Here is a 24,042-nt window from a genome sequence, read left to right as displayed (position 1 = left end):
GCGGTCGGACAGGGAGGCCGTCAGAGGGCCGCCGGGACCGAGCAGGCCGCCGGTGGCGACGAGCGGTTCGCCGGGGCAGGAGTCCAACGCCCCTACGGCATCGGCCAGTTGGTCGACCATGACGTTCATCGGCTGCCACCGCCATGCGCGAGCCGGGCCAGGGCCACGGCACCCCGGCAGCCGTCGGCCACCCAGTCGAGCGCCAGACCGAGGGGAGCGAGGCGGTCGGACAGGGAGGCCGTCAGAGGGCCGCCGGGACCGAGCAGGCCGCCGGTGGCGACGAGCGGTTCGCCGGGGCGGGGGTTCAACGCCCGTACCGTCTCGGTCAGTTGGTCGGCTGCCTCTTCGAGGATGGTCTCGGCGACCGCGTCCTTCTCCCGCGCCGCCTCGGCCACCAGTGGCGCCAGCCGGGCGAGCCGGATCGGGGGGTCGGCCATGACGGCCGGGAGCAGGTGCATGCGGTAGGCCTCGCGGTGGGGGCGACTCCAGCCGGCCTTGCGCTCACTCTCACCGGCGCCCTCGCCGTCGTACGGCAGCACGCCGCCCGGCAGTCCCAGTGCCCGCCCCACGGACGCGGCCAGGGACGTCGCCGGTCCCCGTCCGTCCGCCATGCGCAACGCGGCCCGTACCGCCGTACGCCCGATCCAGAAGCCGCTGCCGTCGTCGCCGAGCAGCCAGCCGTCGCCGTCCACGGTGACCGTGCCCCGGCGGTCGGCGATGCGCATCGCGACCGCGCCGGTGCCGGCCACCAGGGCGAGGCCGTCGGCCGGAGTGCCGGGCGCGGCGGCGAAGGCGGCCTCGATGTCGCTGCAGATGCCGACCGGACCGGCCGGGATGCCGAGCCGCCGCAGGGCCGAGGTGAGGGCGGACCGGGCATTGAGGTGCCCCGGGTCGTCCGGGGAGGCCGCCGTGGCGCCCGCGAAGCCGCCGGCCACGGACACGACCCGGCCGCGCGCCTCCTCGGGCACCGCCGCGGCGACGGCCTCGGCCAGATGCTCGACGAGCTGCGGCATCGGGACGGTCAGGGCGTTGCCCGGCCCGGCGGCACCCTCGCCCAGCAGGCGGCCGTCCGCGGCGGCGGCGAGCACGACACGGGTACGCGTGCCGCCCGCGTCGAGGCCGACGACGAGCTCGTCGTCGCCATACTTCTGGTTCAAATCATTGCCCATCACTGACTATGGTGGTTGATACATTCGCGCAGCACAAGAGCGGTACTCACACAGGACAAGCCCCGGACTCGAGGAGGATCCCATCCCTACACTCCGCTTCGGCGTCAACTACACGCCCCGCCGCGGCTGGTTCCACTCCTGGCACGACTTCGACGCCGTGCACGCCCGGGAGGACCTGGACCAGATAGCCGGGCTCGGCCTCGACCACGTCCGGGTCTTCCATCTGTGGCCGCTCCTGCAGCCCAACCGCACGCTCATCCGCCCCGCCGCCGTCGACCAGCTGGCGCAGCTCGTCGACCTGGCCGCGGAGGCGGGCCTCGACGTCCTCGTGGACGGCGTGCAGGGGCATCTGTCCAGCTTCGACTTCTACCCGGAGTGGACCCGCAGCTGGCACCACCGCAACGTGTTCACCGACCCCGAGGCCATCGAGGCGCAGGCCGAACTCCTGCGCACGCTGGGCCGCGCCCTCACCGGCCGCCCCAACCTGATCGGTCTCCAACTCGGCAACGAGCTCAACAACCTGGTCGAGCACAACCCGGTGACGGCCGAGGAGGTCGACCACTACCTCGACACCCTGCTGGCCGCCGCCCGCGCGGGCGTGCGCCCCGGTCACCTGGTCACGCACTCCGCGTACGACGCCGCCTGGTACGGCGACGACCACCCGTTCACCCCGGAGGCCTCGGCCCACAAGGGCGACCTGACCACCGTCCACCCCTGGGTGTTCTCCGGCGACTGCGCCCGCCGCTACGGCGCCGCCTCCCCGCAGGTGCACCACCTCGCCGAGTACGGCACGGAACTCGCCACGGCGTACGCGGTCGACCCGGCCCGTCCGGTCTGGGTCCAGGAGACGGGCGCGCCCGAGCCGCACATCCCGGCCGCCGACGCACCGGAGTTCGCGCGGGCGACCGTACGGAACGCGGCCAAGTGCGCGAACCTGTGGGGCGTGACGTGGTGGTGCTCCCACGACGTGGACCGCTCCCTGGCCGACTATCCGGAGCTCGAGTACACCCTGGGCCTGTTCGACGCGACGGGCCGCCGCAAGCCGATCGCCGACGCCCTCGCCGCCACGGTCGCCGAGCTGCGCGACCGGCCGCCGTCACCCGGGCCGCGCGAGACGGCCCTGGTCCTGGACTGCACGCCGGCCACCCGTTCCGTGTCCGGCCCGGGAGGCGCGTACTTCGAGGCGTGGATGCGGCTGCGCAGGGAGGGGGTCCGGCCGGCGGTGGTCCTGGCGTCGCGGGCGGACGACGAGGGTTACCTTGCGGCGCGCGGGATCAAGGAGGTCGTACGCCTGCCGTGAGGCGTCACCTCCGGCACGTCACACCCCCGCCAGCGCCTCCGCGACCGCCCGCAGGTTCACCTTCCCGCGCCCGTACGAGCACAGGGTGCCGTCGTCCGGCAGCCCGGTGGCCACGCGTACCGCGTCCGGCCGCCGGGCCAGCAGGGCGTCGCGCAGGCCCGCCTGCCACGGGTGCAGCCCGGCGTCGCAGGTGGCGACGACCAGGGGCGTGTCCCGGGCCAGGCGCGCGATGCCGTCGACGAGGGCGGCCGGGTCCGCGGGCTCTCCGGTGACGCAGGTGCCCGTGGCCGTGGGGTCGACGGCACGCAGCTCGGTCAGCAGGTCCTCGCCGCCCCAGTTGAGCGCCGGATGCGGCGGCGGGAACAGGTCGACGACATGGGCGCCGCGCACGGGTACGGGACCACTGCGGCTCCGTACCGCCCGGCGGGCCGCCTCCAGCCCCACCCCCGCGTCCCACGCGGCGACCTCGGCCGCGGGCGCCGCATACCGCTCCGCGAGCCGGCGCACCCGCCCCGCGGCCTCCCCGACCCGCTCGTCCGGCAGTGTCCCGGTGCGCAGCGCGTCCAGCACGGCATCCCGGCAGCCCAGCGTGACCTCGAGATCCGGTACGGCGACGATGACCTGGTCCGCCCCCGCGGCGAGCGCGATCCGCGCCCCGGCCGCCTCGCCGTAGCGGTCGGCTATCGCCTTCATCTCCAGCGCGTCGCTGACCAGGACGCCGTCGAAGGCGAGCTCGTCGCGGAGCAGGTCGCGCAGGATGCGGCGGCTGAGGGTGGCGGGGCGGTTGGCGTCCAGCGCCGGGAACACGACATGCGCGCTCATCAGCATCGGCACACCGGCGGCGATGGCGGCCCGGAAGGGCGTGAGGTCGAGTTCGTCGTACGGCCGCGGGTCCACGGCCAGCTCGTGGTGGCTGTCGGTCACGGTGCCGCCGTGGCCGGGGAAGTGCTTGGCGCAGGAGGCGATGCCGCGCGCCTCGGTGGCGGCGATCCAGGCCGCCGTGTGGCGGGACACCAGCTCCGGGTCGGTGCCGAACGCGCGGGTCCGCACGATCGGGTTGTCCGGGAGGTGCTGGACGTCGGCGACCGGCGCGTAGGACGCGGTGATGCCGAGCGTCGCCAGATGCCCGGCGAGCGCGTCGGCGCACCGGGCGGTCAGATCGAGGTCGTCGGCGACGCCGAGGGCGAAGGAGCCGGGCACCTCGGGGGCGCCGGCGCTCACCAGGTGGCCGATGCCGCCGCCCTCGTTGTCGATGCCGACGAGCAGGTCCGGGCGCAGGGCCCGCAGGGTGTCGGTGAGCCGGCGCACCTGCTCCGCGTCCCGCACGTTGCGGGTGAACAGGATGACCGCGCCGAGACCTCGGTCGACCAGCCGTTTCAGGGTGTCGGGGACGGCCGTGGTGCCGTCGAACCCGGCGACCAGACAGCGGTGGGCCGCCTCGTCCAGGTCGACGGGGAGCGCGGTACGGGCGGTGCTGAGGGTCACGCCTTCGGGGTGGCTCACCCCCGAAATCCTCTGGCTCATTCAGCCAAAAGTCAACAGTCACGTGGATTGGTGATTCACTCTCACCGGGGCGCACCGGGACTGAGACCCCGGCCCCCTGGGCAAACTCACTTCCGACGGCCGCACGCCCACACCCCGTCGGTTTCCGGTCACCACGGCGTCACACCGAACGGGAAAGACTCAGCGGTCCCCACCTGCTCGTCTGCTCGCCTGCTGTCCCGCCCCGCCTCGGATCCGTCGCGCCCCGCGCCGCACCGCGCGGGGCGCGACGCGGAAGGACGACGTGCGCCGTGTCCCTGCTCCCGCTCGACGGTCCCCCCGGAGCGCTCCCCGCCTCCGCTCCTGACCCCGCCTCCGCTCCTGACCCTGCCCCCGCTCCTGACCTCGCCTCCGGCCCCGCCCGCTCCCCCGCCCTCGCGCGCCTCCTCCCCAAGGCGCTGAGCCTGCTCCCGCTCCTGCTGATCGGGGCGTGGGCGGCGTTCGACTGGCACACCGTGTACGACGGCGCCGCCCGGCTGGCCGCAGCCGACCCCTGGTGGCTGCTGGCGGCGGTGTTCTTCACCTGCCTCGGCTGGGTGGCCGCCGCGTGCGTACGGCAGGGCGCCCTGCCCGACCGACTGCCGCCGGGCCTGCTGCTCGCGTCGCAGTTCGCCGCCGGCGCCGCGAACCACGTGCTCCCGGCGAGCATGGGCGCCCATGCGGTCACGCTGCGTTTCCTGCTGGGCCGGGGCATCCCCCTGCCCCGGGCCGCCGCCTCCCTCGCCCTCTACGTACTGGTCCGCCCGATCGCGAAGACGCTGGTGCTCCTCGTCTTCCTCGCGGCCTTCCCCGACCTGCTGCGGCTGGACCAACTCGCCCCTGACGAAGGAACGTTGCTCCTGGGCGCCGGGGCCGTGACCCTCGGTCTCGCGGCACCGGCCCTGCTCGCGGCGGCCGTACCCCCGCTGCGCCGCCCCGCCCTCACCTTCGTACGCACCGCGCTGACCGACGCCAGGCTGCTGCACACCCGGCCCGCCCGCGTCCTCGCCCTGTGGGGCGGGGCCGCCGCCACCCCGCTCCTCCAGGCGAGCGTGATCGCCTCGGTCGGCGCCGCGCTCGGCCTGCCGCTGAGCTGGGCGCAGGTCACCCTCGCGTTCCTCGCCGCGGGCGCGGTCGCCGGAGCAGTCCCCGCACCGGGCGGCATCGGCCCCGTGGACGCGGCCCTGGTCTTCACGATGGCCGCACTCGGCGCGCCTCTGAGCCTCGCCACGGCGACCGTCATCGGCTACCGCGTGGTGACGATCTGGCTGCCGCTGATCCCGGGCGCGCTCGTCCTGTCGGCGCTCGTCCATCGCAAGGTGCTGTAGGGAACGGTGGTCGGCCACGGCCGGTTCGTGAGCACCCGCACCTCAGCCCGGGGAAGCTTCGCCCACCAGTGGCCGTGGCGGCTGCGCCGGGGATTGTGCCGCACTCCCGATGAGCGGCCGGTGGCCCCCGCGTCAGGTCGCGAGGGCCACCGAGAACGGGGTCGTCCGGGTCAGGGCTGCTGGACGGCCTTGCCGCGTCCCCAGGCCCAGGCGAGCCGGTCCGCGCCGGACTGGTTGGTGGTGGCCAGCCAGGGGCGGGCGGGGTCGCCAGTCAGGGTCTGGAGGGAGTAGGTGTCGTCGGTGCGCAGGCCGGGCCAGTAGACGGAGCCCATCTTGAGCTCGCGGAAGGTGTCGGTGACGGCCTGGAGGAAGTTGATGTAGTTGTTGTCCGGGGTCGGCACGTTGTAGTTCAGGCCGGTGGTCATCGGGGATCCGAACTCGTCCGCGACGGTCCGGTTCGCGCAGTCCCCGATGCGCACCTTCAGGTCGGCCACCCACTGGTCGTAGGTGGCGTACTCCTTCCAGAACCCGTAGTGGTGCAGCGACAGGTAGGTGCCCTTCAGGCGCGGGTCGGCACACACCGAGGTGACGTGGTCGTTGTAGCCGGCGCCGCTGACGAAGATCCGGTTGCGCGGGACCGACGGGTAGGTCGACAGCCACTTCGCGGCCTTGTCGGCCCACTCGGTGTCGGTGTAGCCGTGCGGCTCGTTCATCGGCTCGAAGTAGACGCGGCTGTCGTTCTTGTAGGCCTTGACGACGTTGTTCCACATGGGCCAGTAGGTGGCCTCGTCGTCGATGAAGCCGTCCTTCTGGGCGCCCGTCCCCTCCCAGTAGGACACGATGACCTTGAAGCCCTTGTCCGAGGCCGCGTCGATGACCCCGCGGTACGACTTCCAGTAACTGCCGTTGACCGTGTACGGGTTGATGGGCAGCCGCACGGTGTTGGCCCCGAGGTTGGCGCGGAACGCCGAGATGATCCGGCTCGCCTTGGTGTAGGTCTGGGCGTAGGTGTCGGAGGTCGACAGACCGGACAGCTGGAGGAGGTCGTCGGCGAAGTTGTCGCGCGGGTCGGCCCAGTTCACGCCCTTGAACTGGGTGGTGTCCGTCTTCGGCGACGCGGCGGAGGCGGAGGCCGGGCTGCCGGCGAGGGTGGTGCCGCTGATCGCGGCGAGGGCGACCGCGACGAAGGCGGTACGCAACCGGGGCGTGAAGCGGGTGCTGGTGGGGGTCCTGCGCATCGACGTACCCTTTCAGGTTCAGCGTGTTTACGTAAACATGCACGGCAAGCGGTGGGGGTCCAGGGTGATATTTACGTAAACTTGGCGGCGCCGGAATCGTGACATCCGCCCCAGCGGCCGTCAAGGTTTCCCACACGTAACATCCGGTGCGTCGCGCAACAGGCTGCGGATGGGTCGAAGGAGGCACCAGTGGTGGAACGGGGCGGTTCGGGCGTGCCCGGCGGGCGCCGCAAGCAGCGGGTCTCCATGGCCGATGTGGCGCAGCTCGCGGGCGTCTCTTCCCAGACGGTCTCGCGGGTCTCCAACGGCCATCCCGGAGTGATCAGTTCGACCCGGGAGCAGGTGCTCGCCGCGATGCGCGAGCTGGGCTACCGGCCCAACAGCGCCGCCCGCGCCCTGCGGTACGGCCAGTTCAACACCATCGGCGTGATCCTCTTCAGCCTGTCCTCGACGGGCAACAGCCGCACCGTGGAGGCGATCGCCACGCACGCCGCGGCCGAGGGGTACGCGATCACGCTGATCCCCATCGACGTCCCGACCCAGGACAACGTGCTGGGGGCGTTCACGCGCATGGGCGAGCTGGCCGTCGACGCCGTCATCGTCATCATGGAGATCCACCTGCTCGACGCCGCCACGGTCCAACTGCCGCCCGGCGTCCATGTCGTGGTCGTGGACTCCGACGCCGGCGACCGCCACAGCGTGGTCGACACCGACCAGGCCGACGGCGCGCGGAAGGCCGTACGCCATCTGCTCGACCTGGGCCACCGGACCGTGTGGCATGTGACGGGCCCCGAGACCTCGTTCGCGGGCCAGCGCCGGACGCAGGCCTGGCGCGCGGTCCTGGAGGAGGCCGGGTGCCCGGTGCCGCCGCCTCTGTACGGCGACTGGTCGGCCGAGTCGGGCTACGCGGCCGGCCTCGCGCTCGCCGACAAACCCGACTGCACCGCCGTGTTCGCCTCCAACGACCAGATGGCCCTCGGCCTGCTGCGCGCCTTCCACGAACGCGGCCTGTCCGTCCCCCGGGACGTCAGCGTCGTCGGCTTCGACGACATCCCCGACGCGGCCTTCTTCGTCCCGCCCCTCACCACCGTCCACCAGGACTTCGCCGAGGTGGGCCGCCGCTGCGTGCAGGGCGTCCTCCACCAGATCCGCACCCAGGGCGATCCTCGGCCCGGGACCGACCTCGTCCCGACCAGCCTGGTCGTCAGGAACAGCACGGCGGCGCCGCGCTGAGTGTCAGGTCACTCGCCCTCGGGCGTCAGCCTCAGCGAGATGCTGTTGATGCAGTACCGCTGGTCCGTGGGGGTCGGGTAGCCCTCCCCCTCGAAGACGTGCCCGAGGTGCGACCCGCACCGGGCACACCGCACCTCGGTCCGCGTCATCCCGTGCGACCGGTCCTGGATGAGCTCGACCGCGTCGGTGTCCCTCGGGTCGTAGAAGGACGGCCAGCCGCAGTGGGACTCGAACTTCGTGGTGGAGGTGAAGAGTTCGGCGCCGCAGGCGCGGCAGGAGTAGACGCCCTCGGTCTTCGTGTCGGTGTACTCACCCACGAAGGCGGGCTCCGTGCCGGCCTGCCGCAGCACGGCGTACTCCGCCGGGGTCAGCTCCGCGCGCCACTGCTCGTCCGGCTTCTCGACGTCGTACGACATGTCGGCCAACCCCTCTGCTTCTGTGCGAGTTACTGCTGTGCGAGACGGTCCAGAATCTGCGGGCCGAGGTCCGTCACGTCACCCGCGCCCATGGTGAGAACGAGATCACCGGGCTTCGCCATTCCCGCGACGGCCTCCGGCACCGCGCCCTTGTCGCGCACCGGCGTCACGTCCGCGCCCGCGGCCCGCGCCGCCTCGATGATCAGCTCGCTCGTCACGCCCGGGATCGGGTCCTCGCGGGCCGGATAGATGTCCAGGACGACCGACGCGTCGGCCAGGGCCAGGGACTGGCCCATCTCCTTGCCCAGTTCCTGCGTCCGGGAGAAGAGGTGCGGCTGGAAGACGACCAGGATCCGGGCGTCGCCGGCCGCCGCGCGCATCGCCTCCAGGTCCGCCGTCATCTCCGTCGGGTGGTGGGCGTAGGAGTCGATGACCTGGACCCCCGCCGCCTCGCCCTTCAGCTGGAGGCGCCGCTTCACACCGGTGTACGCGGCCAGCGCCGGGGCCAGCTCGGCGGCCGGCACGCCCAGCGCCACGCCCGCCGCGAGCGCCGCCACCGCGTTGTGGGCGTAGTGACGGCCGGGCACGGAGACCGTGAAGGTGAGTTCCTCGCCGTCCAGCAGGACACTGACCTCACTCTTCAGTCCCTGCGCCGTCACGGACAGAACCCGTACGTCGGCGTCCTCCGACTCCCCGTACGTCACCGTCCGCACCGACCCGGCCAGCCGCCGCGTCAGCTCCCGCGCGCCCTCGTGGTCCGCCGTGATCACCAGCGTGCCACCGGGCACGATCTTGCCCGCGAACGTCTCGAAGGACTCGTAGATCTCGTCCATGGAGGCGTAGTTGGCGTGGTGGTCGAGCTCGACGTTGAGGATGATCGCGACCTCGGGCGCGTACTTGTGGAAGCTGCGGTCCGACTCGTCCGCCTCGGCGACGAAGATCTCGCCCGCGCCGTGCAGGGCGTTGGAGCCGGGCACGTCCAGATCGCCGCCGATCGCGTACGACGGCTTCAGGCCCAGCTCGCTCAGCGACACGGCCAGCATCGACGTGGTCGTGGTCTTGCCGTGCGTGCCCGCGACCGCGATCGGACGCAGGCCGTCCATCAGCCGGGCGAGCGCGTCCGAACGGTGGACCACCGGGATGCCCAGCTCGGCCGCCCGGGCCAGCTCCGGGTTGTCGGCCCGGATCGCCGACGAGACGACGACGCACGTGGCGTCGTCCGCCAGGTGCTCCGCCGCGTGCCCGATGTGCACGGTCGCGCCCAGCGCGCGCAGTGCTTCGGCGGTCGCGGACTCCTTCGCGTCACTGCCCGCCACCTTCGCCCCGCGCTGCGCGAGGATCTTCGCGATCCCGGACATCCCGGCCCCGCCGATGCCGATGAAATGCGGTCGGTCCATGGCGGTGGGAAGGCCGGGTGCCATGTGTGTCTCCCTGTACGTGCTGGTGCGGCGACGGTTCGGCCACCCACCCTACTGACCCGTGGCCCACGCGACGGACAGCCGGTTGCGTCAGGCCTTGCTGTGCGAGAACAGCTTCAGCACCGGCACCCCCACCTTGTGCCGCGCCCGCGACGCCCAGTCCCGGTGGAAGAACTCCTCCACGTAGTGCGGATCCGTCAGCACGATCACCTCGTCCGCGTCGATCTCGCCGACCAGGGACTTGAGCGCGTCCAGCGGATGGGCCTCGATCAGCCGCCCCTCCGCCTCGCTGCCGGCCGCCCGCAGGGCGCGCAGGGACACGTCGAGCGCCTGCTCGGCGAGCCCCTTCACCTTCTCGCCCTCCGCCGTCTCGAGCTCCCGCGCGGCCTCGTCGATCTCGCCGAGCGCGACGTCGTCGATGGCCCGCAGCAGCCGGTCCGCCTGGTCGCCGCGCGGCTGCAGCAGGACGTGGAAGGCGACCGGTTCGTCCCCGTGCAAGGTGGTGACGAACTCCACGTCGGCGGACGTAAGGGCCTTCTCGATCATCAAAACGCTTGTGAACACCGGGCGCCCCTTCTCCTCCGTGGGCCGTGCGAGGCCCTGCGGAAACCATCCTGCCCCGCGATCGCACGGGTACTGCCGGTTTCAGTGTGCCCGTGGAAAACGAAACGGAACGGCAGATTCCGCCGAGTCGCTGCCGAAGGGGTCGATCGAGCCGGTTTCCGGAGCAGCCGGGCCCGTCACGGCCGGTGGCCCCGGGCTCACGGCCGCCGCTTCCGGCCGGCTCACGGCCGTCGGTAGCGGCTGAAGAGGAAGCCCTCCTCCTCCAGCAGGGACGCCAGTGCGAACCGCTGCGGAACGGCGACCGAGGGCCCGCCCGCGATGCGCTGCGCGTCTCCCGCGCTGAGCATCGGGGCCACGGTCAGGCAGAGCTCGTCGAGCACCCCGGCGGCCACCAGCTGGCCGAGCAGCCGCGGGCCGCCCTCCGTGAGCAGCCGCGTGTGGCCGAGCTCGGCGAGGGCCCGGACGGCACGGGCGGGCTCGACGCCGACGCCGTCACCGGCGACGACCACCCGCGCGCCCGCCTTCTCGGCCGCCGCGATCCGGTCCGGGGCCGCGGCGGCGCCCGTGAGGATCAGGGTGGGCACCAGGGGCGAGGTGAACAGCGGGAGCGAGAAGTCCAGGTTCAGGCTGGCGCTGACCACCGCGATCGCGGGGACCGGCCCCTGCCCCGCCGCCTCCCGCATCTCCGCGAACTCGGCACGCGCGCGTGCGGGGCGGTATCCCTCCTGGCGTACCGTTTCCGCGCCGGCGATCACCACGTCCGCGAGAGCCCGCAGGGTGCCGAAGATCCGCATGTCGGCGGCGCTGGAGATGGGCTGCGAATGGCCGTCGTGCTGGGCGGCCCCGTCGAGCGTGGACACCATGTTGGCCCGCAGCCAGGCCTCCGGACCACCGGAGCCGGCCCCGGAACCGGCCGCCCCGGCCGCCCCCTGGGGCCCCAGCTCGGGATAGGCGTAGGCGGCGGCCAGCTCGGCAAGGCTCCACTCGCGGTCGACCAGGTGGGCCCGGCCGACCCCGCCGGCGCCATCACCTCCGGAGCCTTCACGCGCACCCCCCACCCCCTCGCCGGGGGGACCCTCACCGGGGGTCCGGGCCTCTGTCTCATCGGTCACAGGGAACAGGCGTCGCATGTCGTGCAGTGTGGCACGCCCCCCTGCGCTCTGACCGGTCGGTCGGGCCCAGGGCGCGGGGTCCGGCGGGCCTCCCCGCCCTCGGCTTCACCGGGCTCGTCCGCCGGGCGCCGCACACCCGGTCAGGCCGGTCCCGCCGGGCAGGCCCTAGCATGGGTAACCGTGCCTACCTCCCCCGCCGCGTCCGGATTCGGCCCCATAGCCGACACCGCCCCGCTGTCCCTGTGCGACCGTGAGCCCCATGTCCCCGCGGACCGGCTGGTCGCCGAGATGGTGCCGCCGCCGCGGTTCGACTCGGTGCGCTTCGGGACGTACATCCCGGACCCGAACCAGCCCAGCCAGACCGAGGCCGTGCGCGTCCTCGAAGGCTTCGCAGCCGGGCTCGGCGGGGCTCACGCCTCCGGCGCCGGCAAGGTCAGGCGCGGCTTCCTGGGCCTCGGGAAGGGCAAGGCGCCGAAGACCCCGCCCGGCCCCCGTGGCGTCTACCTCGACGGCGGCTACGGCGTCGGCAAGACCCACCTGCTCGCCTCCCTCTGGCACGCCACCCCGGCCGAGCCCGCGCTCAAGGCGTTCGGCACCTTCGTGGAGCTGACCAACCTGGTCGGCGCCCTCGGCTTCCAGAAGACGGTCCAGACCCTTTCGGGCCACCGTCTGCTGTGCATCGACGAGTTCGAGCTGGACGACCCGGGTGACACCGTCCTCGTGTCGACGCTGCTCGGCAAGCTCGTCGACGCGGGCGTCGCCCTCGCCGCCACCTCCAACACCCTGCCGGGCAAGCTCGGCGAGGGCCGGTTCGCGGCGGCCGACTTCCTGCGCGAGATCCAGGGCCTGTCCGCGCACTTCCGCGCCCTGCGCATCGATGGCGAGGACTACCGCCACCGCGGTCTGCCCGAGGCGCCGGCGCCGTTCACCGACGAGCAGGTCACCCGGGCCGCGCACCGCACACCCGGCGCCTCGCTCGACGGCTTCCCACAGCTCCTGGACCACCTCGCCCACGTCCACCCCAGCCGCTACGGCGCCCTGACCGACGACCTGACGGCGGTCTGCCTCACCGACGTCCGGCCGATTCCCGACCAGTCGACGGCCCTCAGGCTCGTCGTGCTCGCGGACCGGCTCTACGACCGCGAGGTCCCGGTCCTGGCCGCGGGGCTGCCCTTCGACCGGCTCTTCAGCGAGGACATGCTGAACGGCGGCTACCGCAAGAAGTACTTCCGGGCGATCTCGCGACTCACCGCGCTGGCCCGGGACGCGAAGGGCCTGGTCGAGCCCTCCTAGCGCGTCAACTGTGCAAGATCAAGAGCCAGTTCACGCCAGCCACCCTGCCCGCTTCAGCCTCTCTTCAGGTCGAAACGCTAAGTTAACCCTGCAAACAACTTTGCCGGGCTAAGGTGTTTCTTGACCAGCCATTGACCAATCGTTGGCTTGGGCTAGAGAAGGACCGGCAAAGGACCAGAGACGAGAACTGCCTGAAGGGGGGCGCATGTTTCGAGGTACGACGGTACGGACCGTGATAGCGGCCCTCGCCGCCGTCCTGCTCGCCCTCCAGTTCTTCGCACCCACCGCGTCCTTCGCATCCGCGCATACGGTCCGTCAGGCAGAGGCCAAAGCTCAGCCCGGAACCAAGCTCTCCGGCAAGGCACTGCGCGACGAGTCCGCCACGCACCGCCACTGCGACCCCGCCGAGGACCCGACCGGTCCCCTGCGCAACCGCGACCGGCACCGCGCCGTCGACTTCGCCCCTCAAGGGCCCGAACGGCCACTGCTGGCCCAGGATCCGGCGGCCGTGAGCAAACCTGCCGTGCCCGGCGCCTTGCGGATGTCAAGACCCTCGACATCCCATACCCCGGCCGCACTTCAGGTCTTCCGCTGCTGACAGCGCCGACAGCACGCAGTCACATCCCCCACATCTGTCATGTACGTCCGACGCGCCCTTCCGCGCGCCAGGAGGAGTCACCACACATGCAGCCCCTCATCGACAACGCCCGCACGTTCGGACAGCGCCCTGAGGAGTTCGCCAGGCTGGCCGAAGGCCAGTCTCCGCAGGTCCTCTTCATCACCTGCTCCGATTCCCGGGTCGTCCCGGCGCTGATCACGGGCGCCCGCCCCGGCGAGCTCTTCGAGCTGCGCACCGCGGGCAACATCGTCCCTCCGTACGCCTCCGAGCACCCCACCAGCGAGGCGGCCACCATCGAGTACGCGGTGGAGGTGCTCGGCGTCCGTGACATCGTCGTCTGCGGGCACTCGCACTGCGGCGCCGTCGGCGCCCTGGTGCGCGGCGACGACCTGACCGCCGTACCGGCCGTGCGCGACTGGCTCACGAACGCCACGCCACGCCCCGCGGGGGCGGTCGAGGATCCGTGCGTGGCCGAGGGCGTGCAGAGCCACGTCCTCGCCCAGGTACTGCGGCTCCGTTCCTACCCCTTCATCGACAAGAAGCTGGCGGAAGGCCAACTGAACATCCACGCCTGGTACTACGAGGTCCACACAGGGTCGGTGCTGACCCACGACGTGTCCTCCGACGCCTTCCGGGCACTGTGAGGACGGCCGTGGATCTGCGAACCAAGTACCCTCACCTGCGACAGGACTTCGCCGCCTCCCTCGTCGTCTTCCTCGTCGCCCTCCCGCTGTGCGTCGGCGTGGCCGTCGCCTCCGGGGTCCCGGCCGAGCTGGGCCTGGTCACCGGCATCGTCGGCGGCATCGTCACCGGTCTCATGCGGGGCAGCAGCCTCCAGGTCTCCGGACCGGCCGCGGGTATGACCGTGCTCGTCTTCGAGGCCGTCCAGGAATACGGCCTGCCCGTGCTCGGCGTGATCGTCCTGGCGACCGGGCTGCTCCAGATCCTCATGGGCGGCCTGAAGCTCGGGCGCTACTTCCGGGCCATCTCGGTCTCCGTCGTCGAGGGCATGCTGGCCGGAATCGGGCTGGTCCTGATCGCCGGACAGCTGTACTCGGTCGTGGACGCCGAGGCCCCGGCCTCCGGCCTCGGCAAAATAGCCGGACTGCCCGGCGCCCTCGCCGACGCCGTCCAGAACACCGGCGCGCTGGCCTCGCTCGGCCTCGGCGCGGGCACCATCGCCGTGCTCGTGCTGTGGAAGCGGATGCCGAAGCAGCTGCGCACGGTCCCCGGACCGCTCGCCGCCGTCGGTCTCGCGACGCTCGCCGCCCTGGTGTTCTCAATGCCGGTCGCCACCGTCGAGGTGCAGGGGCTGCTGGGCTCCATCCAGCCGCCGTCGATGGACGCCTTCGGCGAACTCGCGACAGTAGGCGTGCTCGGCACGATCGTCGCGTTCACGCTGATCGCGTCCGCCGAGTCACTGTTCAGCGCGGCGGCCGTGGACCGGCTGCACGACGGTCCGCGCACCGAGTACGACAAGGAACTGGTCGCGCAGGGCGCCGGCAACGCGCTCTGCGGTGTGCTCGGCGCGCTGCCGATGACCGCGGTGATCGTGCGCAGCGCCGCGAACGTCCAGGCGGGCGCGAAGACGAAGGCGTCCCGCGTGATGCACGGCGTGTGGCTGCTGCTGTTCGCGGCGCTGCTGCCCAACGTCCTGGCGTACATCCCGATCCCGGCTCTGGCGGGCATCCTGGTGCACGCCGGCGCCAAGCTCATCCCCGTCCGGCAGATCGTGTCGCTGTGGCGCGAGCACCGCGGCGAGGCGCTGATCCTGGTCGTCACGGCCGTGTCGATCGTCGCGGTCAGCATGTTCGAGGGCGTGCTCATCGGTCTCGCGCTGGCGGTCGTGAAGACCGCCTGGGAGGCCTCGCACATCAAGATGGAGGTCATAGACAAGGGCGCCGGCCCCGTCCAGGCGTACCTGTCGGGCAACGCGACCTTCCTCCGGCTGCCGAAGATCCTCGACGATCTGGAGTCGCTGCCCCAGGACCGCCCGGTCGAGCTGGACCTGTCCGGGCTGCACCACCTCGACCACGCCTGCCGTCAGGCCTTGGAGAACTGGGCCGAGCGGCATAGCGCGGTCGGCACGGAACCCGTGCGGGTCGTCACCGCCGCGTAAGCACACCGGTGCCTGGTCCGGGGCCGATCGTGGCCCCGGACCAGGCACCGGGCATATCGTTGCAGGAGCAGACAGAGCGGACCTCTCGACGAGGAGGCCGGGATGCTCCAGGAACTGTTGACGGCGGCCGTCGCCGCCGGTTCCGCCGGGGTCGTCTACATCGCCTCGGCGGCGCGGATCGTCAAGCAGTACGAACGCGGGGTGGTCTTCCGGCTCGGGCGGCTCGCCGGTGACGTGCGACCGCCGGGGTTCACCCTGATCATCCCGCTCGTGGACCGGCTGCACAAAGTGAACATGCAGATCGTCACGATGCCGGTGCCGGCCCAGGAGGGCATCACCCGGGACAACGTGACGGTGCGCGTGGACGCGGTCGTGTACTTCAAGGTGGTCGACGCGGCGTACGCGCTCGTCCGCGTCGAGGACTACAAGTTCGCGGTCTCCCAGATGGCGCAGACCTCCCTGCGTTCGATCATCGGCAAGAGCGATCTGGACGACCTGCTGTCGAACCGCGAAAAGCTGAACCAGGGGCTGGAGTTGATGATCGACAGCCCGGCCGTGGAGTGGGGCGTGACCATCGACCGCGTCGAGATCAAGGACGTGTCGCTGCCCGAGACCATGAAGCGTTCCATGGCCCGCCAGGCCGAGGCGGACCGTGAGCGGCGGGCCCGGATCATCAACGCGGACGCGGAACTGCAGGCGTCCAAGAAGCTCGCGGAGGCCGCCGGCGTGATGTCGGAGCAGCCCGCCGCGCTCCAACTGCGCCTGTTGCAGACGGTGGTGGCGGTCGCCGCCGAGAAGAACTCGACCCTCGTCCTGCCCTTCCCGGTGGAGCTGTTGCGCTTCCTGGAGCGGGCACAGCAGGCGCCTGTGGAGCAGGCGTCCCAGAAGCCGATCGGGAAGTGACACGTCTACGCGCGTGGTTCCCGTGGCCGTCGGCAGGTGGTAGACACGGCGGGGTCACAGGTTCCTGTCCGCCAGCAGGAAGGTTGCTGCCCCCATGTCCGAGACCACCACCTCCGCCTCCGAGACGGCCTCCGAGACGGCCTCCGCCTCGACAGCCGACACGTCGACCCGCCGTCAGATACTGGCCCGCACGGGTGCCCTGGGCGTCTCGATCGCCTTCGCCGGAAACCTCTCCGAACTCTTCGCGGGCACCGCCGCCGCACAGCCCCTGGGCCACACCGGCTACGGCCCACTCGTACCCGATCCGAAGGGCCTGCTCGATCTGCCGGAAGGTTTCCGCTACCGGGTTCTGTCCCGCGAGGGCGACCCGCTGCGCTCCGGCGAGGGCAAGGTGCCCTCCAACCACGACGGCATGTCGGCCTTCGCCGGCAGAAACGGCAGTGCTCGCGTCGTACATCTGGTCCGCAACCACGAGAACCGCAACACCGCCACGCTCGCCGTCCCGACGGTCAAGGGGCTGACGTACGACCCGGCCGGCAAGGGCGGCTGTACGACGCTGACGCTCGACTCCCGTGCCAAGGTGCTGTCCGAGCGGGTCGCGATCGCCGGTACGGCCGTCAACTGCGCGGGCGGACCGACCCCTTGGGGCACCTGGCTGACCTGCGAGGAGACCGAGGACAAGGCCGGCACCAACGGCTACACCAAGGACCACGGCTTCATCTTCGAGGTCGACCCGGTCGACCCGCACCGCTCCGGCGCCGTACCGCTGACCGCGATGGGCCGCTTCCAGCACGAGGCGATCGCCGTCGACCCGAAGCGGGGCATCATCTACGAGACCGAGGACGCCTTCCTCAAGCCCTTCGGCCTCTTCTACCGCTTCCTTCCCGAGAAGCCGCTCGGCGGACCCGGCTCGCTGCGCAAGGGCGGCCGGCTCCAGGCCATGCGCGTGCCCGGCGTACCCGACCTGTCCTCGATCCAGGACACGGGCGCCTGCTTCGACGGCGTCGAGTGGGTCGACGTACCGGACCCGCTCGCGGCCGAAACCCCCATCCGCCTCCAGGATTTCGGCCCGAAGGGCATCACGCACGCGCAGAAGCTGGAGGGCTGCTACTGGGGCGGCCGGTCGGTGTACTTCGTGTCGTCGTTCGCGCGCAGCGCGGAGGGCTCGGCGGCCGACCACTTCGGGCAGATCTGGCGCTACGACCCCTCCGAGCGCCGGCTGACCCTGGTGATCGTCTTCGGCCCGGACACCGACATCCAGCTCCCCGGCGAGTCCCCGGACAACATCTGTCTCGCCCCCAGCGGCGGCCTGATGGTCTGCGAGGACGGCAACGGCGCCCAGCACGTCTACGGCGTCACCCGGCGCGGCGAGGTCTACGCGATGGCCCGCAACCGTCAGACCATCGGTACTCCGGAGGAACCGGAGTGGGGCGAGTTCGCCGGAGTGACCTTCTCTCCGGACGGCGGGACGATGTACGTCAACTGCTACAGGCCCGGGACGACCTTCGCGGTGACGGGGCCGTGGCGTAAGTAGCCGGACCGGAAGGGGTGCCCCGTGGCCGACAAGGACGCTCGACGGAAGTCCGGGAAGGGCGGCAGGACCAGGCTCCGTGAGCTGCTGCGCGTTCCGGGCGGCGAGCCGGTCGATCTCTCCTCCTACGACACCGGCTCGCTCCCTGTCGGCCCCGGGGACAAGTCCGCGGGCAAGGCGGCCACCGCCCGCATGGGCGAGGACCTCGCCGACCTGCAGGAACGCCTGTTCGCGGCCAGCACGGCGGGTGACCGGCGCCGGGTCCTGCTCGTCCTCCAGGGCATGGACACCAGCGGCAAGGGCGGCACGATCAAGCACGTGATCGGCTTCTGCAACCCCGCCGGCTGCCGCGTCCGGGCGTTCCAGGCACCCACCGCCGAGGAGCGGGCGCACCCCTTCCTGTGGCGGGTCGAGCAGGCCCTCCCGCACCCCGGCGAGCTGGGCATCTTCGACCGCTCGCACTACGAGGACGTCCTCGTCGCCCGGGTCCGCGAGCTCGCCCCGCGCGACGAGATCGAGCGCCGCTACGACGAGATCAACCGCTTCGAGAAGTCCCTCGCCGACGACGGTACGACCGTGATCAAGTGCTTCCTGGACATCTCCTACCAGGAGCAGCGGCGCCGCCTGGTCAAACGCCTCGACCGCCCGGACAAGCACTGGAAGTTCAGCCCGTCCGACATCGACGACCGGGCGCTGTGGCCCGCGTTCCAGGAGGCGTACACGATCGCCCTGGAGCGCTGCTCGACGTCGTACGCCCCCTGGTACGTGATCCCGTCGGACCACAAGTGGTACCGGAACTGGGCGGTGGGCCGGCTGCTCCTGGAGCATCTCCGGGAGCTCGACCCGCGGTATCCGAAGCCCGACTTCGACGTGGCGGAGTGCCGCCGGCGATTGCTCGCGCAGTGAACCGGGCCGGACGGGGTACCCGGCCCGCATGACCGAGAACCCGCACGTCAGCGGCTCGTACTGGCTTGAGACCGCACAGGGCCCGGACCGCGCCACGCTGGCGGACGACATCGAGGTGGACGTGGCCGTGATCGGCGCCGGAATCGCCGGGCTGAGCACGGCCTGGGAGCTGGCGCGGGCCGGGCGGCGCGTGGCGCTGCTGGAGGCCGAGCGGGTGGCGGCCGGCGTCACCGGGCACACCACCGCCAAGGTGACCGCCCTGCACACCCTGATCTACGACAAGCTGCGGCGCACCCGCGGTCCCGAGGGGGCACGGCTGTACGCCCGCTCGCAGTCCGAGGCGATCGAGCGGGCCGCGCGGACCGCGGAAGAGCTGGGCGTCGACTGCGACTGGGAGCGCCGGAGCGCGTACACGTACGCCTGCGACGCGGGCCGGATCAACGAGCTGCGCGCCGAGGCCGCGGCCGCGCGGGAGGCGGGGCTGCCGGCCTCCTTCGTCACGGAGACCGGGCTGCCGTTCCCCGTGGCGGGCGCCGTGAAGGTCACCGGGCAGGCGCAGTTCCATCCGCGCAAGTACCTGCTGGCCCTCGCCGACGACCTGGTCGCGCGCGGCGGGCAGGTGTACGAGCACACCACGGTGGTGGGCCTGGAGGAGGGCGAGCCGTGCCGGCTGACCACCGACGCGGGGGCGCGGGTGACCGCCCGGGACGTCGTGGTCGCCACGCACTATCCGGTCTTCGACCGCGCCCTGCTGTTCACCCGGCTCTCCCCGCGCCGCGAGCTGGTCGTCGCCGGCACCATCGGCGCCGACCGGGACCCGGACGGCATGTACATCACGCCGGACGAGGGCACCCGGTCGGTCCGTACGGCACCGCACGGCGAGGACCGGCTGCTCATCGTCACCGGGGAGCACTTCACGCCCGGCACCGGCGACACCCGCTCCCGCTTCCAGCACCTGTCCGACTGGGCCGCCGAGCACTTCCCCGACGTCACCCTCACCCACGCCTGGGCCACCCAGGACAACGACCCCACGGACACCGTCCCGCTCGTCGGCCCGATGCACCCGGGCGCCCACCACACCTACGTCGCCACCGGCTTCGGCGGCTGGGGCATGAGCGGCGGGATCATGGCGGGCCGTCTCCTCACGGCGCAGATCACAGGCGAGGAGTGCGCGTGGAGCGAGCTGTACGACCCGCGCCGGCTGCGCTCGACCGTCCGCGAGGCGCCGTCGTTCCTCAAGCACCAGGCGCAGGTCGCCCGCCACTTCGTCGGCGACCGGCTGCGGCCCCCGCCGCCGGTCGAGGCGCTGCCGCCCGGCGAGGGCGCCGTCGTCCGCGCCGACGGCGACCGGCTCGCCGTGTACCGGGACGAGGCCGGTCATCTGCACGCCCTCTCGCCGCGCTGCACCCACATGGGCTGTCTGGTCGCCTTCAACGCGGCCGAGTGTGCGTGGGAGTGCCCGTGCCACGGCTCGCGCTTCGACACGGACGGCAAGGTGGTGCAGGGGCCGGCGACGCGGCCGTTGGAGCAGCGGGAGATCTGACCGGGTGACATCGCAGCCGCGCCTGCACCCGTAGAGAGATGATCATCATACGTTCCTACGGTGATCACTCGCGTACGTCGTGTCACCACCGCCTGCGGCCTTGCCGCCGCCCTCGCCACTCTCGCCGCCTGCGGCACTCCTCAGGCACCCCAGCCACCCCAGCCCGCTCGCCCCGCGCCCTCCGCGCCCTCCGCGACCCCGTCCCGGCCGCCGACCCTCGCCCCCGGCCCGGCCGGCCTGACCCCCGTCTTCGAGAACGGCCCTCGCCGCGCCTCGGACAGGACCGTCGCGCTCACCTTCGACGCCGACATGACCGCCGGCCAGGGGCCCCGGGCGGCGGCGGGCGAGCGGTTCGACAATCCGCGGCTGATCTCGACGCTGCGCGCGCTGAAGGTGCCGGCCACGGTGTTCATGACGGGCCGATGGGCCGAGGAGTACCCGGCCCAGGCCCGCTCCATCGGCCGGGACCCGCTCTTCGAGGTCGCCAACCACTCCTACAGCCACTACGCCTTCACCGACGACTGCTACGGGCTGCCGACCGTCTCCGAGAACCGGATGCGCGCGGATGTGGAGCGGGCGTACGGGGCGTTCCGCGAGGCCGGGGTGCCCGATCCGATGCCGTACTTCCGCTTTCCCGGCGGGTGCTACGACCGGCGGGCCCTGAAGGCGCTGACCCCGGCCGGGGTGACCGCGGTGCAGTGGGACGTGGTCGGCGGGGACGCGTTCGCGACGGACGCGGACGCCGTGGCACGGCAGGTCCTGGAGGGGGTGCGGCCGGGGTCGGTCGTCGTCATGCACTGCACGCGCAGTGCGGCGCCGACGACCGAGCGGGCCGTGCGCGGGATCGTGCCGGAACTGCGGAAGCGGGGGTACCGGTTCGTGAAGGTGTCCGAGCTCATCGGGGACGCGGCGCTCAGCCCGAGCAGGCCGTCCGCTGCGCCTCCTGCCACTCGCACACCGGGCACAGGGTGATCCCCTTGTACGACTCCGGGTGCTCCGTGGGCTTCCGGCACAGGACGCACTCCGCGTACGGCGGCCCGTCCGCCTTCGGCGGTGTCGGCGCCTCGCGGATCGTGCAGTAGTCCTCGCTCATACACCCAGGGTAGGTTCCCGTCCCCCGGTTGGCAGACTGTGCGGGTGAGCAATGAGTCGACGCCCGTGAACGAAAGTCCCTTCCGGTCCGAGCCCGGTGATCGCGACATCGCACCGCAGTTCGTGCTGCCGCTCGTCGTGCGTATCGAGCGGGGCGCTCCCCCGGCCCGTACGGACGCTCTGGAGGCCGCCGCCCGTGCCGTACTCGTGATGCTGAGCGACGAGCGGTCCCTCGGGGACGGCGCATGGGCCGAGGCCGTGCGCGCATGGCAGGACGCCCGGATCCGCAAGGTCGTGCGGCGGGCCCGCGGTGCGGAGTGGCGGCGGGCCGAGGCGTTGCCCGGCGTGACCGTCACCGGAAAGTCTGCGGAGGTCAGGGTCTTCCCGCCGGTGCCGTTGGACGGATGGCCGAAGGATCTGGCCCGGCTCCAGGTGTCCGGCACGGACCTCGACGACCCGGAGCCGCCCGTGGCGGCGGACGGCCTGGTGCCCGTGCTGTGGCTGAACCCGGAGCTGGACATGTCGGCCGGCAAGGCGATGGCGCAGGCCGGGCACGGTGCCCAGCTCGCCTGGTGGGAGCTGTCGCAGGAGGAGCGGGCCGGGTGGCGTGACGCCGGTTTCCCGCTGGCCGTGCGGACCGCGGACCCCGGCCGTTGGGATGAACTCACCACGATCGGGCTGCCGTTGGTACGGGATGCCGGGTTCACCGAGATCGCGCCCGGATCGTGCACGGTGGTCGCGGACCACCCGGCACTGCGCTGACCGTCAGGGGTGTATCGGCCGCTCCTTTTCGCCGCCGATTGAACGGCGCGGGCGGCTCCTGCGTACCTCCAGGCACTGCCCGAGGCCCGGCCCGAACCTCAAATGTTGCTCTGAAGGAGCGTGCCGAGGGGTTCGGGGCCGTCCGGCGGGGCCATACCCCCGTCACGCCCAAGGAGGCGGCACCGCGGATCCGGAGGAAGCCGAGGAGGGGACCATGAAGCGACTGGGAACGGGCATCGGTTGGCGGCCCGAGATCGCGGACGCCGTGGAGCGCATGCCCGGCATCGACTGGGTCGAGGTCGTGGCCGAGAACGTGTGCCCCGGGCACCTCCCCGACTCGCTGCTGCGGCTGCGCGAACGCGGGGTCACGGTGGTCCCGCACGGCGTCTCGCTCGGCCTCGGCGGCGCGGACCGCCCCGACGAGGCCCGGCTGACCGCCCTCGCCGAGCGCGCGGAGGCGCTGGGCTCGCCGCTGGTCACCGAGCACATCGCGTTCGTCCGGGCGGGCGGGCCGCTGACGGCGTCCCCGCGCCTGGAAGCGGGCCACCTGCTGCCCGTCCCGCGCACCCGGGACGCCCTCGACGTGCTGTGCGAGAACATCCGCATCGCGCAGGACGCGCTGCCGGTGCCGCTCGCCGTCGAGAACATCGCCGCGCTCATCGCGTGGCCCGGCGAGGAGATGTCCGAGGGACAGTTCCTGTACGAGCTGGCCGACCGCACCGGCGTACGCCTGCTGATCGACGTGGCGAACCTGCACACCAACCACGTCAACCGCGGCGAGGACCCGGCCGAGGCGCTCGCCGAACTGCCCCTGGAGGCCATCGCGTACGTCCATGTCGCGGGCGGTTTCGAACGCGACGGCGTCTGGCACGACAGCCACGCCCACCCGGTCCCCCGCCCGGTCCTCGACATCCTGACCGACCTCGCGTCCCGGGTGTCCCCGCCGGGCGTCCTGCTGGAGCGAGACGAGAACTTCCCCGAACCGGCCGAGCTGGAGGGCGAGTTGAGGTCGATACGGGAGGCGCTGGCCAAGGGCGGCGCGAAGCCCGCGCCCGCCGGCACGCCGACGCCCGCCCCCTCGTCACCGGCTACGACCGCCGACGACCTCACCCGCCAGCGCCTCGCCCTCGCCCAGACGGCCCTGCTGTCCGCGCTGGTCGCGGGGACACCCGTACCGGAAGGCTTCGACCGGGTACGGCTGGGTGTGCAGGGACGGGCCCTCGCCGGAAAGCGTGCGGACGTCGTGGCCAAGGTCGCCCCGGAACTCCCGGAGATCCTCGGCACCGCCTACCGCCCCACCTTCCTCGCCTACGCCCCCCGCCATCCGATGACCGCCGGCTACCGCCGCGACGCCCTGGACTTCGCCGAACACGTACTCCTCGCCGGCCACCTGGAGAACCCGGCGACCCGACGGGCACTGCGCGAGTGGTGGCTCGACCGCTCGGGCTCAACCCCGCGCTCCCAACGACCGACGGTAAGACTGGCCCAAGCAACGCGCCGAGCACTCCTGCGACGCTGAGCGCAGGCCCCTGCCGCCTGCTGAGCGCAGGTCCCTGCCGCCCGCAGCGGTCGCCCCGGGCAACCAACCCGCGGTCAGCGGAGACCGCCAATCCACGACCGCCCAACCCAAATCCAGGCCCAGCCCTGCCCGCCTACCCGCGGACCCGCGGACCCGCGGACCCGCGGACAACCGAGGCGGCCAACCAACAGGCACCCGAACCCGCCAATCCGCGGATGCCGGGACCGCCAGCACGCGGACGCCGAGCCCCCAGTCTGCGGGCAACCGAGGCGGCCAACCCGCCACTCCAGGACCATTCCAGCCCGCCGATCCGCGCACCCCGAGCCCCCCCCAGTCCGCAGACGCCGGGGCCGTCAATCCGCAGACGCCGAGGCCGCGAGTCCGCGGGCAACCAAGCCGGCCAGGACGCGTGTGCCGAGGCCGCCGGTCCGCAGACGCCGACGTCCTCAATCCGCG

At 72.4% G+C, this 24,042-nt stretch carries 22 protein-coding genes; 14 read left to right on the top strand and 8 right to left on the bottom strand.

Features of this window, described 5'->3' with window-relative positions; all coding sequences use genetic code 11:
- Positions 1-125: 125 nt before the first annotated feature.
- On the bottom strand, positions 126-1,169 hold the full coding sequence (locus AC5P09_RS06560) for an N-acetylglucosamine kinase (RefSeq protein WP_493872879.1): 1,044 nt from the start codon (positions 1,167-1,169) through the stop codon (positions 126-128).
- 82 nt (positions 1,170-1,251) lie between these two features.
- On the opposite strand from AC5P09_RS06560, the gene AC5P09_RS06555 reads away from it, so the two are divergent.
- On the top strand, positions 1,252-2,469 hold the full coding sequence (locus tag AC5P09_RS06555; RefSeq protein WP_493873002.1) for a glycoside hydrolase 5 family protein: 1,218 nt from the start codon (positions 1,252-1,254) through the stop codon (positions 2,467-2,469).
- Positions 2,470-2,487: 18 nt separating this feature from the next.
- Here AC5P09_RS06555 and AC5P09_RS06550 read toward each other — a convergent pair whose 3' ends face one another.
- Positions 2,488-3,993, bottom strand: a complete 1,506-nt coding sequence (locus AC5P09_RS06550) for a glycoside hydrolase family 3 N-terminal domain-containing protein (protein ID WP_493872878.1) — start codon at positions 3,991-3,993, stop codon at positions 2,488-2,490.
- A 269-nt stretch (positions 3,994-4,262) separates the two neighbouring features.
- Here AC5P09_RS06550 and AC5P09_RS06545 point away from each other — a divergent pair, with 269 nt between their 5' ends.
- Positions 4,263-5,318 (top strand): lysylphosphatidylglycerol synthase transmembrane domain-containing protein, encoded by a 1,056-nt coding sequence (locus AC5P09_RS06545; RefSeq protein WP_493872877.1) that lies wholly within the window; start codon positions 4,263-4,265, stop codon positions 5,316-5,318.
- Positions 5,319-5,488: 170 nt separating this feature from the next.
- Here AC5P09_RS06545 and AC5P09_RS06540 read toward each other — a convergent pair whose 3' ends face one another.
- Entirely contained in the window at positions 5,489-6,556 is a 1,068-nt protein-coding gene (locus AC5P09_RS06540) for a glycoside hydrolase family 5 protein (RefSeq protein WP_493872876.1), read from the bottom strand.
- Positions 6,557-6,745: 189 nt separating this feature from the next.
- Between AC5P09_RS06540 and AC5P09_RS06535 the strand changes: the two genes are divergently transcribed.
- Positions 6,746-7,789 (top strand): LacI family DNA-binding transcriptional regulator, encoded by a 1,044-nt coding sequence (locus AC5P09_RS06535; protein WP_493872875.1) that lies wholly within the window; start codon positions 6,746-6,748, stop codon positions 7,787-7,789.
- A gap of 8 nt (positions 7,790-7,797) precedes the next feature.
- On the opposite strand, the gene msrB is transcribed toward AC5P09_RS06535, so the two are convergent.
- The 4 genes from msrB to AC5P09_RS06515 form a co-directional block, all read right to left on the bottom strand.
- Positions 7,798-8,205 carry a peptide-methionine (R)-S-oxide reductase MsrB gene (msrB, locus tag AC5P09_RS06530; RefSeq protein WP_493872874.1) on the bottom strand — a complete coding sequence of 136 codons (408 nt, stop codon included), beginning with the start codon at positions 8,203-8,205 and terminating at the stop codon, positions 7,798-7,800.
- A 29-nt stretch (positions 8,206-8,234) separates the two neighbouring features.
- The gene (gene murC, locus AC5P09_RS06525) at positions 8,235-9,626 is read right to left on the bottom strand and encodes a UDP-N-acetylmuramate--L-alanine ligase (RefSeq protein WP_493872873.1); all 1,392 of its coding nucleotides are present in this window, start codon (positions 9,624-9,626) and stop codon (positions 8,235-8,237) included.
- 87 nt (positions 9,627-9,713) lie between these two features.
- A complete protein-coding gene (locus AC5P09_RS06520; RefSeq protein ID WP_266432478.1) occupies positions 9,714-10,187 on the bottom strand; it encodes an indole-3-glycerol phosphate synthase in 474 nt (157 codons plus the stop codon).
- 221 nt (positions 10,188-10,408) lie between these two features.
- Complete coding sequence (locus AC5P09_RS06515) at positions 10,409-11,317, bottom strand: pyrimidine reductase family protein (RefSeq protein WP_493872872.1); 909 nt, start codon at positions 11,315-11,317, stop codon at positions 10,409-10,411.
- A 162-nt stretch (positions 11,318-11,479) separates the two neighbouring features.
- Here AC5P09_RS06515 and zapE point away from each other — a divergent pair, with 162 nt between their 5' ends.
- The 9 genes from zapE to AC5P09_RS06470 all read left to right on the top strand — a co-directional run bounded on the left by zapE (position 11,480) and on the right by AC5P09_RS06470 (position 21,185).
- Positions 11,480-12,592: a cell division protein ZapE gene (gene zapE / locus AC5P09_RS06510; protein ID WP_493872871.1), complete on the top strand. Its 1,113-nt coding sequence runs from the start codon at positions 11,480-11,482 to the stop codon at positions 12,590-12,592.
- A gap of 205 nt (positions 12,593-12,797) precedes the next feature.
- Positions 12,798-13,190, top strand: coding sequence for a hypothetical protein (locus tag AC5P09_RS06505; RefSeq protein ID WP_493872870.1), 393 nt, complete (start codon positions 12,798-12,800; stop codon positions 13,188-13,190).
- An 86-nt stretch (positions 13,191-13,276) separates the two neighbouring features.
- Complete coding sequence (locus AC5P09_RS06500; RefSeq protein ID WP_493872869.1) at positions 13,277-13,855, top strand: carbonic anhydrase; 579 nt, start codon at positions 13,277-13,279, stop codon at positions 13,853-13,855.
- 14 nt (positions 13,856-13,869) lie between these two features.
- Positions 13,870-15,330: a SulP family inorganic anion transporter gene (locus AC5P09_RS06495; RefSeq protein ID WP_493873001.1), complete on the top strand. Its 1,461-nt coding sequence runs from the start codon at positions 13,870-13,872 to the stop codon at positions 15,328-15,330.
- Between the two features lie 102 nt (positions 15,331-15,432).
- On the top strand, positions 15,433-16,233 hold the full coding sequence (locus AC5P09_RS06490; protein ID WP_493872868.1) for a slipin family protein: 801 nt from the start codon (positions 15,433-15,435) through the stop codon (positions 16,231-16,233).
- A gap of 94 nt (positions 16,234-16,327) precedes the next feature.
- Positions 16,328-17,767 (top strand): PhoX family protein, encoded by a 1,440-nt coding sequence (locus AC5P09_RS06485; protein ID WP_493872867.1) that lies wholly within the window; start codon positions 16,328-16,330, stop codon positions 17,765-17,767.
- A 21-nt stretch (positions 17,768-17,788) separates the two neighbouring features.
- Entirely contained in the window at positions 17,789-18,670 is an 882-nt protein-coding gene (locus AC5P09_RS06480) for a PPK2 family polyphosphate kinase (RefSeq protein WP_493872866.1), read from the top strand.
- 28 nt (positions 18,671-18,698) lie between these two features.
- Positions 18,699-20,213, top strand: a complete 1,515-nt coding sequence (locus tag AC5P09_RS06475; protein ID WP_493872865.1) for an FAD-dependent oxidoreductase — start codon at positions 18,699-18,701, stop codon at positions 20,211-20,213.
- Between the two features lie 60 nt (positions 20,214-20,273).
- Positions 20,274-21,185, top strand: coding sequence for a polysaccharide deacetylase family protein (locus AC5P09_RS06470; RefSeq protein ID WP_493872864.1), 912 nt, complete (start codon positions 20,274-20,276; stop codon positions 21,183-21,185).
- Here AC5P09_RS06470 and AC5P09_RS06465 read toward each other — a convergent pair.
- Positions 21,127-21,306, bottom strand: coding sequence for a hypothetical protein (locus AC5P09_RS06465; protein ID WP_493872863.1), 180 nt, complete (start codon positions 21,304-21,306; stop codon positions 21,127-21,129). The two genes, AC5P09_RS06470 and AC5P09_RS06465, sit on opposite strands and share 59 nt — an antisense overlap.
- A 38-nt stretch (positions 21,307-21,344) precedes the next feature.
- Here AC5P09_RS06465 and AC5P09_RS06460 point away from each other — a divergent pair, with 38 nt between their 5' ends.
- On the top strand, positions 21,345-22,067 hold the full coding sequence (locus tag AC5P09_RS06460) for an aminoacyl-tRNA hydrolase (protein WP_493872862.1): 723 nt from the start codon (positions 21,345-21,347) through the stop codon (positions 22,065-22,067).
- Between the two features lie 214 nt (positions 22,068-22,281).
- Entirely contained in the window at positions 22,282-23,586 is a 1,305-nt protein-coding gene (locus AC5P09_RS06455; RefSeq protein ID WP_493872861.1) for an MbnB/TglH/ChrH family RiPP precursor modification enzyme, read from the top strand.
- Positions 23,587-24,042 lie beyond the last annotated feature (456 nt).

Source organism: Streptomyces sp. a15 (genome assembly GCF_059026085.1).
This window is presented reverse-complemented; position numbering and strand designations above follow the sequence as displayed.

Coding starts and splice junctions, on each gene's coding strand:
- AC5P09_RS06560 (WP_493872879.1), bottom strand. CDS start 1,169: ATGGGCAATGATTTGAACCAGAAGTATGGCGACGACGAGCTCGTCGTC.
- AC5P09_RS06550 (WP_493872878.1), bottom strand. CDS start 3,993: ATGAGCCAGAGGATTTCGGGGGTGAGCCACCCCGAAGGCGTGACCCTC.
- AC5P09_RS06540 (WP_493872876.1), bottom strand. CDS start 6,556: ATGCGCAGGACCCCCACCAGCACCCGCTTCACGCCCCGGTTGCGTACC.
- msrB (WP_493872874.1), bottom strand. CDS start 8,205: ATGTCGTACGACGTCGAGAAGCCGGACGAGCAGTGGCGCGCGGAGCTG.
- murC (WP_493872873.1), bottom strand. CDS start 9,626: ATGGCACCCGGCCTTCCCACCGCCATGGACCGACCGCATTTCATCGGC.
- AC5P09_RS06515 (WP_493872872.1), bottom strand. CDS start 11,317: ATGCGACGCCTGTTCCCTGTGACCGATGAGACAGAGGCCCGGACCCCC.
- AC5P09_RS06505 (WP_493872870.1), top strand. CDS start 12,798: ATGTTTCGAGGTACGACGGTACGGACCGTGATAGCGGCCCTCGCCGCC.
- AC5P09_RS06500 (WP_493872869.1), top strand. CDS start 13,277: ATGCAGCCCCTCATCGACAACGCCCGCACGTTCGGACAGCGCCCTGAG.
- AC5P09_RS06490 (WP_493872868.1), top strand. CDS start 15,433: ATGCTCCAGGAACTGTTGACGGCGGCCGTCGCCGCCGGTTCCGCCGGG.
- AC5P09_RS06485 (WP_493872867.1), top strand. CDS start 16,328: ATGTCCGAGACCACCACCTCCGCCTCCGAGACGGCCTCCGAGACGGCC.
- AC5P09_RS06475 (WP_493872865.1), top strand. CDS start 18,699: ATGACCGAGAACCCGCACGTCAGCGGCTCGTACTGGCTTGAGACCGCA.
- AC5P09_RS06465 (WP_493872863.1), bottom strand. CDS start 21,306: ATGAGCGAGGACTACTGCACGATCCGCGAGGCGCCGACACCGCCGAAG.
- AC5P09_RS06455 (WP_493872861.1), top strand. CDS start 22,282: ATGAAGCGACTGGGAACGGGCATCGGTTGGCGGCCCGAGATCGCGGAC.